The sequence below is a fragment of the Flavobacterium sp. ASW18X genome, from assembly GCF_005144745.1.
Lineage (GTDB): Bacteria > Bacteroidota > Bacteroidia > Flavobacteriales > Flavobacteriaceae > Croceivirga.
Genome location: NZ_SWKK01000014.1, coordinates 92,067 through 106,503 on the forward strand (window position 1 = coordinate 92,067; position 14,437 = coordinate 106,503).

Annotated in this window: 19 protein-coding genes; 1 reads left to right on the forward strand and 18 read right to left on the reverse strand. The window is 36.5% G+C overall.

Features of this window, described 5'->3' with window-relative positions; genetic code table 11:
- Nucleotides 1-79: 79 nt before the first annotated feature.
- Complete coding sequence (ctlX, locus tag FBT53_RS10785; protein ID WP_136951199.1) at nt 80-1,009, reverse strand: citrulline utilization hydrolase CtlX; 930 nt, start codon at nt 1,007-1,009, stop codon at nt 80-82.
- A 10-nt stretch (nt 1,010-1,019) separates the two neighbouring features.
- Nucleotides 1,020-1,931 carry a dimethylarginine dimethylaminohydrolase family protein gene (locus tag FBT53_RS10790; protein WP_136951200.1) on the reverse strand — a complete coding sequence of 304 codons (912 nt, stop codon included), beginning with the start codon at nt 1,929-1,931 and terminating at the stop codon, nt 1,020-1,022.
- 121 nt (nt 1,932-2,052) lie between these two features.
- Here FBT53_RS10790 and FBT53_RS10795 point away from each other — a divergent pair, with 121 nt between their 5' ends.
- Nucleotides 2,053-2,505: a hypothetical protein gene (locus tag FBT53_RS10795; RefSeq protein WP_136951201.1), complete on the forward strand. Its 453-nt coding sequence runs from the start codon at nt 2,053-2,055 to the stop codon at nt 2,503-2,505.
- On the opposite strand, the gene FBT53_RS10800 is transcribed toward FBT53_RS10795, so the two are convergent.
- The 16 genes from FBT53_RS10800 to rplR form a co-directional block, all read right to left on the reverse strand.
- On the reverse strand, nt 2,483-3,766 hold the full coding sequence (locus FBT53_RS10800) for a citrate synthase (protein WP_136951202.1): 1,284 nt from the start codon (nt 3,764-3,766) through the stop codon (nt 2,483-2,485). The two genes, FBT53_RS10795 and FBT53_RS10800, sit on opposite strands and share 23 nt — an antisense overlap.
- Before the next feature lie 116 nt (nt 3,767-3,882).
- Entirely contained in the window at nt 3,883-5,421 is a 1,539-nt protein-coding gene (locus FBT53_RS10805; RefSeq protein ID WP_136951203.1) for a glycogen synthase, read from the reverse strand.
- Nucleotides 5,422-5,515: 94 nt separating this feature from the next.
- Nucleotides 5,516-6,808 carry a phosphopyruvate hydratase gene (gene eno / locus FBT53_RS10810; protein ID WP_136951204.1) on the reverse strand — a complete coding sequence of 431 codons (1,293 nt, stop codon included), beginning with the start codon at nt 6,806-6,808 and terminating at the stop codon, nt 5,516-5,518.
- Between the two features lie 114 nt (nt 6,809-6,922).
- Nucleotides 6,923-8,035 (reverse strand): glutamine-hydrolyzing carbamoyl-phosphate synthase small subunit, encoded by a 1,113-nt coding sequence (gene carA / locus FBT53_RS10815; RefSeq protein WP_136951205.1) that lies wholly within the window; start codon nt 8,033-8,035, stop codon nt 6,923-6,925.
- A gap of 88 nt (nt 8,036-8,123) precedes the next feature.
- The gene (rplQ, locus tag FBT53_RS10820) at nt 8,124-8,624 is read right to left on the reverse strand and encodes a 50S ribosomal protein L17 (protein WP_136951206.1); all 501 of its coding nucleotides are present in this window, start codon (nt 8,622-8,624) and stop codon (nt 8,124-8,126) included.
- A 65-nt stretch (nt 8,625-8,689) separates the two neighbouring features.
- Nucleotides 8,690-9,682, reverse strand: coding sequence for a DNA-directed RNA polymerase subunit alpha (locus tag FBT53_RS10825; RefSeq protein WP_136951207.1), 993 nt, complete (start codon nt 9,680-9,682; stop codon nt 8,690-8,692).
- A gap of 19 nt (nt 9,683-9,701) precedes the next feature.
- Nucleotides 9,702-10,310, reverse strand: coding sequence for a 30S ribosomal protein S4 (gene rpsD / locus FBT53_RS10830; RefSeq protein WP_136951208.1), 609 nt, complete (start codon nt 10,308-10,310; stop codon nt 9,702-9,704).
- A 110-nt stretch (nt 10,311-10,420) separates the two neighbouring features.
- Nucleotides 10,421-10,813: a 30S ribosomal protein S11 gene (gene rpsK / locus FBT53_RS10835; protein ID WP_136951209.1), complete on the reverse strand. Its 393-nt coding sequence runs from the start codon at nt 10,811-10,813 to the stop codon at nt 10,421-10,423.
- 13 nt (nt 10,814-10,826) lie between these two features.
- Complete coding sequence (rpsM, locus tag FBT53_RS10840) at nt 10,827-11,201, reverse strand: 30S ribosomal protein S13 (RefSeq protein WP_136951210.1); 375 nt, start codon at nt 11,199-11,201, stop codon at nt 10,827-10,829.
- Nucleotides 11,202-11,203: 2 nt separating this feature from the next.
- The gene (gene ykgO, locus FBT53_RS10845; protein ID WP_010519235.1) at nt 11,204-11,320 is read right to left on the reverse strand and encodes a type B 50S ribosomal protein L36; all 117 of its coding nucleotides are present in this window, start codon (nt 11,318-11,320) and stop codon (nt 11,204-11,206) included.
- A 10-nt stretch (nt 11,321-11,330) separates the two neighbouring features.
- Nucleotides 11,331-11,546 (reverse strand): translation initiation factor IF-1, encoded by a 216-nt coding sequence (gene infA, locus FBT53_RS10850; RefSeq protein WP_026753784.1) that lies wholly within the window; start codon nt 11,544-11,546, stop codon nt 11,331-11,333.
- A 1-nt stretch (nt 11,547) separates the two neighbouring features.
- Complete coding sequence (secY, locus tag FBT53_RS10855) at nt 11,548-12,891, reverse strand: preprotein translocase subunit SecY (RefSeq protein ID WP_136951211.1); 1,344 nt, start codon at nt 12,889-12,891, stop codon at nt 11,548-11,550.
- 9 nt (nt 12,892-12,900) lie between these two features.
- Nucleotides 12,901-13,353 (reverse strand): 50S ribosomal protein L15, encoded by a 453-nt coding sequence (gene rplO / locus FBT53_RS10860; protein ID WP_136951212.1) that lies wholly within the window; start codon nt 13,351-13,353, stop codon nt 12,901-12,903.
- A 13-nt stretch (nt 13,354-13,366) separates the two neighbouring features.
- Nucleotides 13,367-13,546, reverse strand: coding sequence for a 50S ribosomal protein L30 (gene rpmD / locus FBT53_RS10865; RefSeq protein ID WP_136951213.1), 180 nt, complete (start codon nt 13,544-13,546; stop codon nt 13,367-13,369).
- Between the two features lie 4 nt (nt 13,547-13,550).
- A complete protein-coding gene (rpsE, locus tag FBT53_RS10870) occupies nt 13,551-14,075 on the reverse strand; it encodes a 30S ribosomal protein S5 (protein WP_136951214.1) in 525 nt (174 codons plus the stop codon).
- Between the two features lie 5 nt (nt 14,076-14,080).
- Complete coding sequence (gene rplR / locus FBT53_RS10875; protein ID WP_136951215.1) at nt 14,081-14,434, reverse strand: 50S ribosomal protein L18; 354 nt, start codon at nt 14,432-14,434, stop codon at nt 14,081-14,083.
- Nucleotides 14,435-14,437 lie beyond the last annotated feature (3 nt).

Consider the following 14,437-nt stretch of genomic DNA (forward strand, 5'->3'; position numbering starts at 1 on the left):
AAAATTACGAATTTATTCCACAAACAACAACCTCCTATCACTATTCAATAAGCACTTTTAGCAAAAAATTAACATTAAGCTATTTTTTGGGTAAAAATACCTCTGCCATCATGCATCTTGCAGAACCTCCCCCACAGGTTTCTATAGTAGACAGCGGGCTATGTAGTATGCCGCAATGTTGCTCAATAGTTTTTAATTGATCACTAGTTAAACTGTTATAGGCTGTAGAACTCATCACTAAATAGCGGTTGTCATCTGCTCCTAATACCTGCAGCATGTTCCCCGCAAAACTGTGCATCTGTTTTTCCGTGATTGCAATAATTTCTTTACCATCTTTTTTAAGATGGTCTATTACATTTTTACGCTCTTTTTTGTCATCTATTGCTTCTAAACAAATCACTGCAAAAGTCTCTGCAAGTGCCATCATAACATTGGTATGATAAATAGGTAATCGCTTACCATCTACGGTTTGGTTAGCCGTAAAAATTACTGGAAACATATCAAAATCCTCGCAGAATTCTATAAACAATTCCTCATCCGCCCTATCAGACAAAGCACAATAGGCCTTTTTATGTACACGGTCCAAAATTATACTCCCTGTACCTTCTAAATAAAGTTCTTCCTCTTCTGCACTAGTATAGTCTACAATCTTATCAATAGCAAACCCTTTATCTTCTAATACATCAAAAACATCTTCTCTACGTTCTCTTCTTCGGTTTTCTGCAAACATAGGATAAACACCGATGGTACCATCTTCGTGAAAACTAATCCAATTATTAGGAAAAATAGAATCTGGCGTATCTTCTTCTATTCTATCTTCTATGACAACAACTTGCACCCCATGCGCTTGTAATTTAGTTACAAATGCATCGAACTCCTCCTGGGCCTTGAGATTAATTTCTTGATTTTTAAGTGATAAATCTTCTTGAAAATAATTGTTAACCGCCGTCTCCTCGTTCATCCTAAACGCTACTGGGCGTACCATTAATATTGTGTTTGTAATCTGCATTGTTGTTGAATTATTCACGAATCAAAGGTAAGGTGCTGCAACGTAACAATCCTTCTTGTTTTGCAATTTCTCCATAGGGTATTTCTTCTACCGTAAACCCTTGCTCTCGCAACCAATTATTAAGTCTTGTGAAGTTTTTTTCTGACACAACAACTTCTGGTGAAATGGAAAATACATTGCTAAACATGCGGTACATTTCTTCTGCTGTAATTTCAAAAACATTTTCCTTACCAAAAAAGTTTAGTAGCCACTGGTATTCTTCTTCTACCAGAAATCCATTCTTATGCACTATTGCTTTTCCTTTTCCTAATGGCTGAAAACAACAATCTAAATGCAATGCATTTTCTTTAGCGTTAGTGTTAGACTTTCTAAGTTCAAAAGACTTTACTATTTTATTAGGAAATTCCTTTTGTAAAAATTCTACAGCAGCTTTATTAGTTCTTGCAGTAATAAAAGAAGAATAATCTGGCGCTGTATACGTGCCCACAAAAATATAATTATTCCAAGGCATAACATCACCTCCTTCTACGTGCACATCTTCTGGAGGCCTTATTAATTTATTTGGATCAATTACATCTAGCACATGCTGTATGGCCTCAAATTCATTCTCTCTGTCTGGTAATATATTGGCATGATATATTTTATCTTCTATCACAAAAGCAATATCTCTAGAAAAAATCTGATTACAGTCCTTTATAATTGTCGGTCTATAGACTGTTACACCATATTTTTTCAAAACTGTTTCAAAAGCTGTCATTTCTTTAACCATATCCTCCTCTATAGGATAGGTGCCCGCTTTTATATGCTCCATAGACTTTGGGTCATAAGCTTCTTCTAGAGTAGGGATTGGTCCATTACTTATTGCCGTTCCCAAAACAACTGCCTTTAACTGGCCAATTTCATCAACTACATTTAGATTCACAGTACTTGTTTAAGATTTGTTGCAGCCTCCTTTTATTTAACAAAAATTTAATCCATAATTTCTGTTGAAAAATTGTGTAAAATTTGACTACATTTTATTAATTTGTAAGAAATTTCTTTCTATGAAAAAAGTTTACGCTGAGTCTATGGTTTCAATCATTCTTTTTGGTGGTCTACTCATTTCAGTACTGTCGCCAGCAAGTTATGCGCAGTCACCAGACGGTGACAATAAACCATACTCAGATAAACGATTTAACACCCTTGTCGTCCCTAATCCTACAGTAAATTCTAATGCACTTAGCAACCTTGGTTCTGATAGAAATGCTGAGAATTATAAGAAAACTCAAGAAATTTGTTACAATTATAAACAAAAAGTAATCGCCCAACTCTATCAATTAGATAAAGATGAGCGATTAGCTCTTTTAAATTATATCTTCAGAACCAGTTCTAAGGCAATGAACAGTAAAGATTCCGTGCAATATCCTTACCATTATTATTTTGAAAAATATTGTGCGGAATTTTCTAAAGATTTGCTGAAAAAACTCGAAAGTTCTAGCGGTCGGCTATCTTTTTAAATTCTCTATGGTTTGCTCCAATATAAACCTGTCTTGGCCTACCTATTGGTTCTTTACGCAAACGCATTTCTCTCCATTGTGCAATCCAACCAGGCAAACGACCTAAAGCAAACATTACGGTAAACATATCTACAGGTATCCCTAGGGCTCTATAAATTATCCCAGAATAAAAATCTACATTAGGATACAACTTTCTTTTTACAAAGTAGTCATCTTCCAAAGCCTCTTTTTCTAAACCTTTAGCAACATCTAGAATAGGGTCGTCAATACCAAGGCTACCCAAAACTTCATCTGCTGCCTTTTTAATGATTCTTGCTCTTGGATCAAAATTCTTGTATACACGGTGCCCAAAGCCCATTAATCTAAATGGGTCTTCTTTGTCCTTGGCTTTACCCATGTATTTTTTAGTATCACCACCGTCTTCTTGGATGGCTTCTAGCATTTCTAAAACGGCTTGGTTTGCTCCACCATGTAATGGTCCCCAAAGTGCAGATATACCTGCAGATAAAGAAGCAAATAAACCCGCATGAGAAGAACCTACAATACGTACAGTAGAGGTAGAACAATTCTGCTCATGGTCAGCGTGAAGAATTAATAACTTATCTAAAGCATCAATTACAGTACTATCCTTTTTATAATCCTTGTTTGGTCTTTTGAACATCATTTTATGAATGTTCTCTACATACCCTAAATTATCATCCCCATAATCTAAAGGTAGTCCCATTTTTTTGCGCATTGTCCATGCTACAAGTACTGGGAATTTTGCCATGATTCTTACAATTGCACTGTACATGGCTTCTTCTGAATCTACATCTACAGAAGAAGGATTAAAAGCAATTAAAGCACTCGTTAAAGAAGATAACACGCCCATTGGGTGCGCAGATTTAGGAAAACCATCCAAAATCTTTTTCATTTCTTCATCCACGTGAGACTCTGCCTTTATATCTGCATCGAATTTAGCAAGCTGCTCTTTGTTAGGAAGTTCACCAAAAATTAGCAAATATGCTACTTCTAAAAAGTCCGCCTTTTCTGCTAGGTCTTCAATGGAATACCCTCTGTACCTTAAAATACCCTTTTCTCCATCCAAAAAGGTAATTGAACTTTCACAAGAACCTGTGTTTTTAAACCCTGGATCTATAGTTACCATACCCGTTGTGGAGCGTAGCGTTTTTATATCAATTGCTAATTCGTCCTCGGTTCCCTTTACTACAGGAAACTCATATTTTTTCCCCTCAAATTCTATTGTAGCAGTTTTCGACATCTATAATTTTTATTAGTAAAATCTTTGCGGCTAAATTTACGAAAAAGCCAAAGCTTTAACAATTTAAACAGGCCATTTTGAACTATTATTAACGAATATCTTTATAAGTGAACAACTTATAACCGATATAACGCTTCGTAGTATTGATCCACAGATTTTTTCCAAGTAAAACGTTTGCGTTTAGCAGCTGTTTGCATTTTTTTCCACCTTGGTTTATCATTATTAAAAATATCTAATGCCAAATCAAAGCTAGCGAGCATGCTCTGTATTTTTTCTTCATAGGAGCCACCATCAAAAGCAAAACCTGTCTGTAAATGATCTACTGTATCTCTTAAACCACCTGTATGGTGTACCAAACATGGGTTTCCATTACGCATAGCTAACATCTGACTTATACCGCAAGGCTCAAACAAACTAGGCATAAAATATAAATCGCATTCCTGATACATACTGTCAATTAAACACTCTGATTGCCCATTGGTGAAGATAAAGTTATCATACTTGTAACTTATTTTTCTAAAAAGTTCTTCGTATTCTGGCGCCCCTGTACCTAAAAGCATAAAGATTCCATCATGCGTTTTAAGTTTTTCTAAAATTGCCTCAAAAGCTTCAGGAGAACGTTTAAAAAAATAAAATTTCTGTTCTGTAAGTCGGGCAACGCTACAAGCAATAAATTTTGGTTTACCGTTAGAGACGTATTCCATAATTTTTTCACCAGTATGCGCAAGAAAATCTGCCTTATATTTTTTAGATTCCTCTTGTAACCATTGAAAAAGTGATTTTATGGTATTTCTATAAATATTGCCAGAGGCCTCTACATTAATGTTACTATAATTACAGCCGTTTAATATTCCAAATAAACGCCCTTCTTCGTCGGCTTGCTGCAAGTCTATCTCTAATCCTTCTCCTCCAATAAACTCTGGAGGCGTGCTTGGTTTCATCACATCCGCTTTATAACTAGGAGAAACCGTATGTACCGCATCCGCTAAACGTATACCAACAGCCATAAGATTAACACAATCTTGGTAACGGTAGTCCATTAACTTATTATAATCTAACGGTGCTGTAGGAAACCAATTTAACAAAGAAGCATAATTATCCTTAAACGGACGTATACCTTGTATGGCTAAATTGTGAATGCTATAAACAAAACGAATAGGTTTTAGCGCTTCATATTCTGCCACATATTCTCTTAGAAAAAGCAATAAGCTAGAATGCCAGTCATGTAAATGAACTACATCTAAATCTCCAAAAACACCTTGTTTAATAGCTTCTGCCACGGCTGTACAAAATATAAAATATTTTATGGCATCGGTATAAAAAGGCTCCTCTGGATCATCATGGTAAATATGAGCAATGCCACCAGCTTGTATTTCTGGATGATGAATTACATAATGATGTATATTCTCATAAATTTTCTTTGGCGGCACTTCGTATATTTCTGCAGTATAAGTAATACCTCTTAAACTAAATTTGAGGTTGGTCCTAAATGTACCGTTTTGATGCAGTCTACCATAAGAAGGTACAACCACATGGGTACGGTCTCCCCTTTCTGATATTTGCCTAGGAACATCTCTTACTACATCGCCCATACCACCAGCTTTGCATTTAGGAATAGCATCGTTTTCTGCAGCTGCGAATAAAAAGTTTTTCATGTAGAACTTGGCGATTGATTAAAACATTAATATACAATATAAAAAAAAGCCTTTCTAGTTTAAGAAAGGCTTTTTTATAGCTAAATAATTGTTATTATTTGATTTTGAAAGCTTTTTGCTGTGGATAATAAGCAACATCTCCTAATTCTTCTTCTATTCTAAGCAATTGGTTATACTTAGCCATCCTATCACTTCTGGATGCTGAACCTGTTTTAATTTGCCCTGTATTTAGTGCTACGGCCAAATCTGCAATAGTATTGTCTTCAGTTTCTCCTGAACGGTGAGACATAACAGAAGTATACCCCGCATTTTTAGCCATGTTTACGGCTGCAATAGTTTCTGTTAGTGTACCAATCTGGTTTACTTTGATAAGTATAGAATTAGCAATACCATTCGCTATACCTTTGGATAAACGCTCTACATTAGTAACAAATAAATCATCACCAACTAATTGTACTTTATCACCCACTTTTTCAGTAAGTAACTTCCATCCATCCCAGTCGTTTTCATCCATACCATCTTCAATGGAGATGATAGGGTACTTCTCACACAATTCTGCCAAGTATGTGGCTTGCTCTTCAGAAGTTCTTACTACTCCCTTATCACCTTCAAACTTGGTATAATCATACTTACCATCTACGTAAAACTCAGCAGAAGCACAATCAAGAGCAATCATTACATCGTCTCCTAATTTATATCCTGCTTTATCTACCGCCTTAGCAATAGTATCTAATGCGTCTTCTGTACCACCAGCCAAGTTTGGTGCAAAACCACCTTCGTCACCAACTGCAGTACTTAGGTTTCTATCGTGCAATACTTTTTTAAGGTTGTGGAAGATTTCTGTTCCCATTTGCATGGCATGACTAAAATCTTTCGCCTTAACTGGCATTACCATAAACTCTTGAAATGCGATAGGAGCATCTGAATGAGAACCACCATTAATTATGTTCATCATCGGTACTGGTAAGGTATTCGCAGAAACTCCACCTACATATCTATATAAGGGCATACCTAATTCTTCCGCGGCTGCTTTTGCCACGGCTAAAGAAACCCCTAGAATTGCATTTGCACCCAATTTAGATTTATTTGGGGTACCATCCAATGCTATCATGGTAGCATCTATATAGTTTTGCTCAAAAACAGAAGTACCTACTAACTCTTCTGCAATGATTGTGTTTACATTGTTTACGGCTTGGCCTACTCCTTTACCCATGAAGGAATCTCCACCGTCTCTAAGTTCAACGGCTTCATGCTCTCCTGTAGAAGCTCCTGAAGGCACAGCTGCTCTACCTAAAACACCGGTTTCCGTGATAACATCTACTTCTACCGTAGGGTTACCACGAGAATCTAATATTTGTCTTGCATGAATGTTGACGATAATACTCATAATCTATTTTTTAAGGTTGCATTTAACTAAACGAAGATACGAAAGGCACATCTTTAAGCGGAACATTTACAGTGTAAAAACACCGTTAATAACTTAAAAATAAACTCAAACGATTTAGTTGGCACTAGCCTTTATAGCTTCGAAAAATTGGTCGAATAAATAATCCGCATCATGTGGGCCAGGGCTTGCTTCTGGATGGTATTGTACAGAGAATACATTTTTATATTTCATTTTAATACCAGCCACAGTTCCATCATTTAAATGGGTATGAGTTATCTCTAAGTCTGGATGCGCTTCTGTCTCTTCTCTGTTGACTGCGAAACCATGATTTTGACTTGTAATTTCTCCTTTCCCCGTCATTAAATTCAAAATTGGGTGATTAATTCCTCTATGCCCATGGTGCATTTTATAGGTAGACACCCCGTTTGCTAAAGCCAATACTTGGTGCCCTAAACAAATTCCAAATAACGGTTTGTTTGTTTTTAGTATATCTTTTGTTGTTTGAATGGCATCTTTTAAAGGTTCTGGATCACCAGGACCATTAGAGATAAAGTAACCATCTGGATTCCACTTTGCCAATTCCTCTTGCGAAGTATTATATGGGAAAACCTTTATTTGCGCACCTCTCTTTTCTAAATTTCTAAGGATATTTTTTTTGATACCGATATCTAAAGCCGCTATTCTGTATTGCGCGGAATCTTCCCCATATATATAAGGTTCTTTTGTAGATACTTTAGAAGCTAATTCTAAGCCTTCCATACTAGGAACTTGTTTAAGCTCTTCTTTTAGTTGGTCTACTTCATTGACACGTGTAGATATCACCGCATTCATAGCTCCATTATCTCTAATGTAACTAACCAAAGCCCTAGTATCAACATCAGAGATGGCCAATAAATTATTATCATTTAAAAATTCTAATAAGCTTTTATCGGCACTTGGTCTTGAATATTCGTAACTAAAGTTCTTACAAATGAGACCTGCAATTTTAATAGAGTCTGACTCAATTTCATCTTTATTGGTACCATAATTACCAATATGGGCATTAGTAGTTACCATTAATTGACCAAAATAAGACGGGTCTGTAAAAATTTCTTGATAGCCGGTCATCCCAGTATTAAAACATACCTCGCCAAAGGAGGTGCCCTCCTTTTCCCCTACTGCTTTACCGTAGAATATTGTACCGTCCTCTAAAAGTAATAGTGCCTTTTTTCTTTTTTGATATTTCATATTGGGTGCAAAAATTTTACAAAAAAACATAAAAAAAAGGATACGTTAAAAACGTATCCTTTTAAGTTATGAATGAATAATAAACATTTTATTCTTCAGAATCATCAGTTGCTGGTTGAGCTTCTTGAACCGGCGCTACCTCTGTAGCTTTTTTGCCTCTTCTACTTCTTCTAGTAGTTTTCTTTTTACTAGCATCTGTGTTATAAACTTCATTAAAGTCCACTAACTCTATCATAGCCATGTCAGCATTATCTCCTAGACGATTACCAAGCTTAATAATTCTTGTGTAACCCCCTGGTCTATCACCAACTTTTTCTGCTACTGTACCGAACAACTCCGTAATAGCTTCCTTGCTTCTAAGGTTACTAAAAACAATTCTTCTATTGTGCGTACCTTTTTCAGTAGTCTGATTGTTTTCAGTTTTAGCCTTCGTAATTAAGGGCTCTACAAACTGCTTAAGCGCTTTTGCCTTAGCAACAGTTGTATTGATTCTTTTATGTTCAATTAAAGAACAAGCCATGTTAGCTAACATTGCCTTTCTGTGGGCAGACTTTCTACCTAAATGATTGAATTTTTTACCGTGTCTCATGGTTTTCCTTTATCATCTTGCTACCACATCCTTACATCCTACTAAGGAGAGCAAAATATGATTATTTAATCCTTATCTAATTTATATTTGGTTAAGTCCATGCCAAACTGAAGGCCTTTGTTAATAACCAACTCTTCTAATTCTGTTAACGATTTTTTACCGAAGTTTCTGAACTTCATCAAATCATTTTTGTTAAAAGATACCAAGTCTCCTAAAGTATCTACTTCTGCTGCTTTAAGACAGTTCAAGGCACGCACAGACAAGTCCATATCTACCAACTTAGTCTTAAGCAACTGACGCATATGCAATGACTCCTCATCATAAGTTTCTGTCTGAGCAATTTCATCCGCCTCTAAAGTGATACGCTCATCAGAGAATAACATAAAGTGGTGTATCAAAACTTTGGCAGCTTCTGTCAAGGCATCTTTAGGATGAATAGAACCATCAGAACTAATTTCAAAAACTAACTTTTCGTAATCTGTCTTTTGTTCTACCCTATAGTTCTCAATGCTGTATTTTACATTTTTGATAGGAGTGAATACAGAGTCTACTGCTATTGTACCAATAGGAGCATTAGACTTCTTATTCTCTTCTGCAGGTACATACCCACGACCTTTCTCTATAATGATTTCCATGTTCACAGACACCTTAGCATCCATGTTACAAATCACTAAATCTGGGTTCAAAACTTGGTAACCAGAAATAAATTTTTGGAAATCACCAGCAGTAAGTTGTTCTTTACCACTTACAGAGATAGATACCGTCTCACTCTCAACATCATCAATTTGTCTTTTGAAACGAACTTGCTTTAAATTCAAAATCATTTCAGTAACATCCTCAACAACACCAGGAATTACAGAGAATTCATGCTCAACGCCGTCAATTCTAACAGATGTGATGGCAAAACCTTCCAAAGAGGAAAGTAGTACCCTTCTTAATGCGTTCCCAACAGTTAAGCCATAACCAGGTTCCAAAGGGCGAAATTCAAATTTCCCCTCGAAATCTGTTGAGTCTATCATTATAACTTTATCGGGCTTCTGAAAATTAAGTAATGCCATAATTGGATTAATGTTGTTATTATTTAGAGTATAACTCGACGATTAGCTGCTCCTTGATATTTTCAGGGATTTGAAGCCTTTCTGGTACTGTTACAAAAGTACCTTCTTTCTTTTCTCCATTCCAAGTTAACCACTCATAAACTGAACTATTGCTATTTGTTAATGAGTCTGTGATTGCTTGTACAGATTTAGATTTTTCCCTTACACCAACAACATCACCAGGTTTTAGGGAATATGATGGAATGTTCACTAAATCACCATTTACCGTTATATGTCTGTGAGACACTAACTGTCTTGCGGCTCTTCTAGATGGTGCAATACCCATTCGGTATACCACATTATCCAATCTAGACTCACAAAGCTGTAGTAAAACCTCACCAGTTACACCATCTTTACGCTTTGCAGCTGCGAACAAATTTCTAAATTGACGCTCCAAGATACCGTAGGTATACTTCGCCTTTTGCTTTTCCATCAACTGGATAGCATATTCTGACTTTTTACCTCTTCTGCGGTTGTTACCGTGTTGTCCTGGAGGATAATTCTTTTTCTCAAACGACTTGTCGTCGCCAAAGATAGCTTCACCGAACTTACGGGCTATCTTAGTTTTTGGTCCTGTATATCTTGCCATTTTCTAATAAATTTGAATGTACGATTATGAATTAAGGCTTATCCTTCGATAATCATTATTGCACACTCGATGAATAAAAGTCTGTCCTTGTGAGACAGACTCAATTATAATTAAACTCTTCTTCTTTTTGGAGGTCTACAACCGTTATGTGGTAGTGGAGTAACATCTACAATTTCTGTAACTTCTATACCAGCGTTGTGTATTGAACGGATTGCGGATTCTCTACCATTACCAGGTCCTTTAACGTAAACCTTTACTTTTCTTAAACCAGCTTCGTGCGCTACTTTAGAACAATCTTCAGCAGCAACTTGGGCTGCATAAGGAGTATTCTTTTTAGACCCTCTAAAGCCCATCTTACCAGCAGAAGACCAAGAAATAACATCTCCCTTCTTATTGGTCAAAGAAATAATAATGTTGTTAAAAGAAGCTACAATGTGAGCCTCTCCTGTTGATTCAACAACAACTTTACGTTTTTTTGCTGTTTTGGTATTTGACTTTGCCATAATGCCCTAGCTATTATTTAGTTGCCTTTTTCTTGTTAGCAACTGTTTTACGTTTTCCTTTTCTTGTCCTAGAATTGTTCTTTGTTCTCTGACCACGTAATGGTAGACCAGCTCTATGACGTATACCACGGTAACAACCGATATCCATTAAACGTTTGATGTTCATTTGTGTTTCTGAACGCAATTCACCTTCAATGGTATATTCAGAAACAGCTTCTCTGATTCTACCGATTTCGTCATCGTTCCAATCAGAAACTTTTGCATCTTCGCTTACATTAGCTTTTGCCAAAATTTCTTTGGCACGGCTTTTTCCAATACCGAAGATGTAGGTCATTGCTATAACACCTCTCTTTTGTTTTGGTATATCTACACCTGCAATTCTAGCCATAATTACCCTTGTCTTTGTTTAAATCTAGGATTCTTTTTGTTAATTACGTACAGTCTACCCTTTCTGCGTACTATCTTGCAGTCTGCACTTCTTTTCTTTATTGATGCCCTTACCTTCATATCAATTTTCTTAATATCTATATGTAATTCTTGCTTTAGTCAAATCGTAAGGACTCATTTCTAATTTTACCTTATCTCCTGGCAACAACTTAATGTAGTGCATACGCATCTTACCAGATATATGTGCCGTTACAATATGACCATTTTCTAATTCCACACGGAACATTGCATTGGACAATGCCTCAATGATACTTCCGTCTTGCTCTATAGCTGCCTGTTTTGCCATGTTAAGCTACTTTTCTATTTTTTCCGGTTTTCATCAATCCGTCATAGTGTCTATTCAACAAATAAGAATTTACTTGTTGTACTGTATCTATAGCCACACCGACCATAATTAACAGTGAAGTACCACCATAAAACAGCGCCCATCCAGCCTGAACATCCATCAATTTCACTACAATTGCCGGTAAAACCGCCAAAAGTGCTAAAAATATTGAACCTGGAAAAGTAATTAAAGACATTATTTTATCTAAATAATCTGCAGTCTCCTTTCCGGGACGTATACCAGGTACAAATCCACCACTTCTTTTTAAATCATCTGCCATTTTGTTCGTTGGAACTGTTATAGCCGTATAGAAATAAGTAAAAATGATTATCAAAGCAGCAAATAATATATTATATGCCCAACCAAAAATATCAGCAAACTGAACTTCCATCCATTGCCCAGCAGTAGTATTGTTAAATGTTTTACCAATAAGCGCTGGAGCAAACATAATTGCTTGTGCAAAAATGATAGGCATAACTCCAGAGGCATTCAATTTTAAAGGAATGTACTGGCGAGAACCCATCACGTTTTTCTCATAACCACCCGTAGCACTTCTTCTAGCATATTGTACCGGTATTTGCCTTACAGCCATTACCAACAATACACTAGCAAGAATAACCAAGAACCAAACAATAACTTCTACTAGAATAAACATTATTCCCCCAGGAGTATTAGTGGTTCTAGAAATAAATTCCTGTAAAAAGGATTGCGGCATAGTTGCTATGATACCTATCATAATCAACAAAGAGATACCATTACCAATACCTTTATCAGTAATTCGCTCTCCTAACCACATGGCAAAGACACATCCTGTAACTAAAATAATTACAGAAGGAACAATAAAGTTAAGACCTTTACCCAAAACAAAAGCACTATCTGGAACACCCAATGCACTTAACCCATATAAATAGGTTGGTGCTTGAACAATACAAATAGCAATGGTTAGCCAACGTGTAATTTGGTTTTTAGTTTTTCTTCCGCTCTCGCCTTCTTTATCCAATTTCTGCAGATAAGGAATTGCAATACTCATAAGTTGCACCACAATAGAGGCAGAAATATATGGCATGATACCTAACGCAAAAACAGAGGCATTAGCAAAAGCTCCCCCTGTGAATGCATTTAAAATACCTAAGATACCGTTCTCTGTTTGGGAGGTTAGTTGTGCCAATTGAGTAGTATCTATACCTGGAAGCACCACTTGCGCACCAAAACGATACACCAATAGTAAACCAAGGGTTATTAGGATACGGTTCCTAAGTTCCTCAATCTTCCAAATATTTGATATAGTCTCAATAAACTTCTTCATATCTTAAAATTATAAACTTATTGCTTCTCCTCCTGCAGCTTCTATAGCAGCCTTTGCAGAAGCACTAAATTTATGGGCAGAAACTTTAAGTTTGGTTTTTAATTCACCACCACCTAAAATCTTTACCAAATCGTTTTTACCTGCTAAGCCATTTTCTACAAGAGTGTCCAAAGATACTTCATCTTTTACACCTTTCTCGTCTACTAAAGCTTGTAATTTATCAAGATTGATTCCTTGATACTCTTTACGGTTAATATTTTTGAAACCGAACTTAGGAACTCGTCTTTGTAATGGCATCTGACCACCCTCGAAACCAATTTTCTTAGAGTAACCTGATCTAGATTTGGCCCCTTTGTGACCACGTGCAGCAGTACCACCTTTACCAGATGCTTGTCCTCTACCAAGACGTTTACCATCTCGGTTCTTTGCTCCTTCTGCTGGTTTTAAATTACTTAAATCCATTAGTCTTGGTTATTTAGGCTTCCTCTGTGGAAACCAAATGTTCTACTTTCTTTATCATTCCAAGGATATTTGGAGTAGCCTCATGTTCTACTACTTGGCCTAATTTCCTTAATCCCAATGCCTCTAGAGTTCTCTTTTGGTTCTGAGGTCTCTTGATTGCACTTTTTAATTGCTTAACTCTAATCTTAGCCATCGTATTATCCTTTAAAAACTTTATCCAGACTTACACCTCTCTGCTCAGCAATAGTACCCGCATCTCTTAGTTGTAATAATGCATCAAAAGTCGCCTTTACAACGTTGTGAGGATTAGATGAACCTTGAGACTTAGAAAGTACATCATGAATACCTACAGCCTCCAATACAGCTCTTACAGCACCTCCAGCAATAACTCCAGTACCCTGAGATGCAGGTTTGATAAACACTTTTGCACCTCCATACTTACCTTTTTGCTCATGTGGCAATGTAGCCTTATTCAAAGGAATCCTTACCAAATTCTTTTTTGCATCTTCTACAGCCTTGGCGATTGCAGTAGCAACTTCTTTAGATTTTCCAAGACCGTGGCCAACTACACCGTTCTCGTCTCCTACAACAACGATTGCAGAGAAACCGAAGGCACGACCACCCTTAGTTACTTTAGTTACCCTTTGTACACCAACAAGGCGATCTTTTAATTCTAAACCACCTGGTTTAACTAGTTCTACGTTTTTATACTTCTGGTACATATGATTTAGAATTTTAATCCACCTTCTCTGGCACCTTCTGCCAATGCTTTAACTCTACCGTGGTATAAGTTACCTCCACGATCAAAGGCAACAGTTTCTATACCAGCTTTCAATGCTTTTTCTGCTATGGCTTTACCAACAGCAGCAGCAATTTCTGTCTTAGTTCCGCTAAGCTCCAAACCTTTATCTCTAGAAGAAACAGAAGCCAATGTTTTACCTGCATTGTCATCTATTACCTGAGCATAGATTTCTTTATTACTACGGAACACGGATAAACGTGGACGAGCTTCCGTACCAAAAGACACTTTTCTTATCCTTCTTCTTATCCTTAATTTTCTATCAGTCTTTGATAATCCCATTAT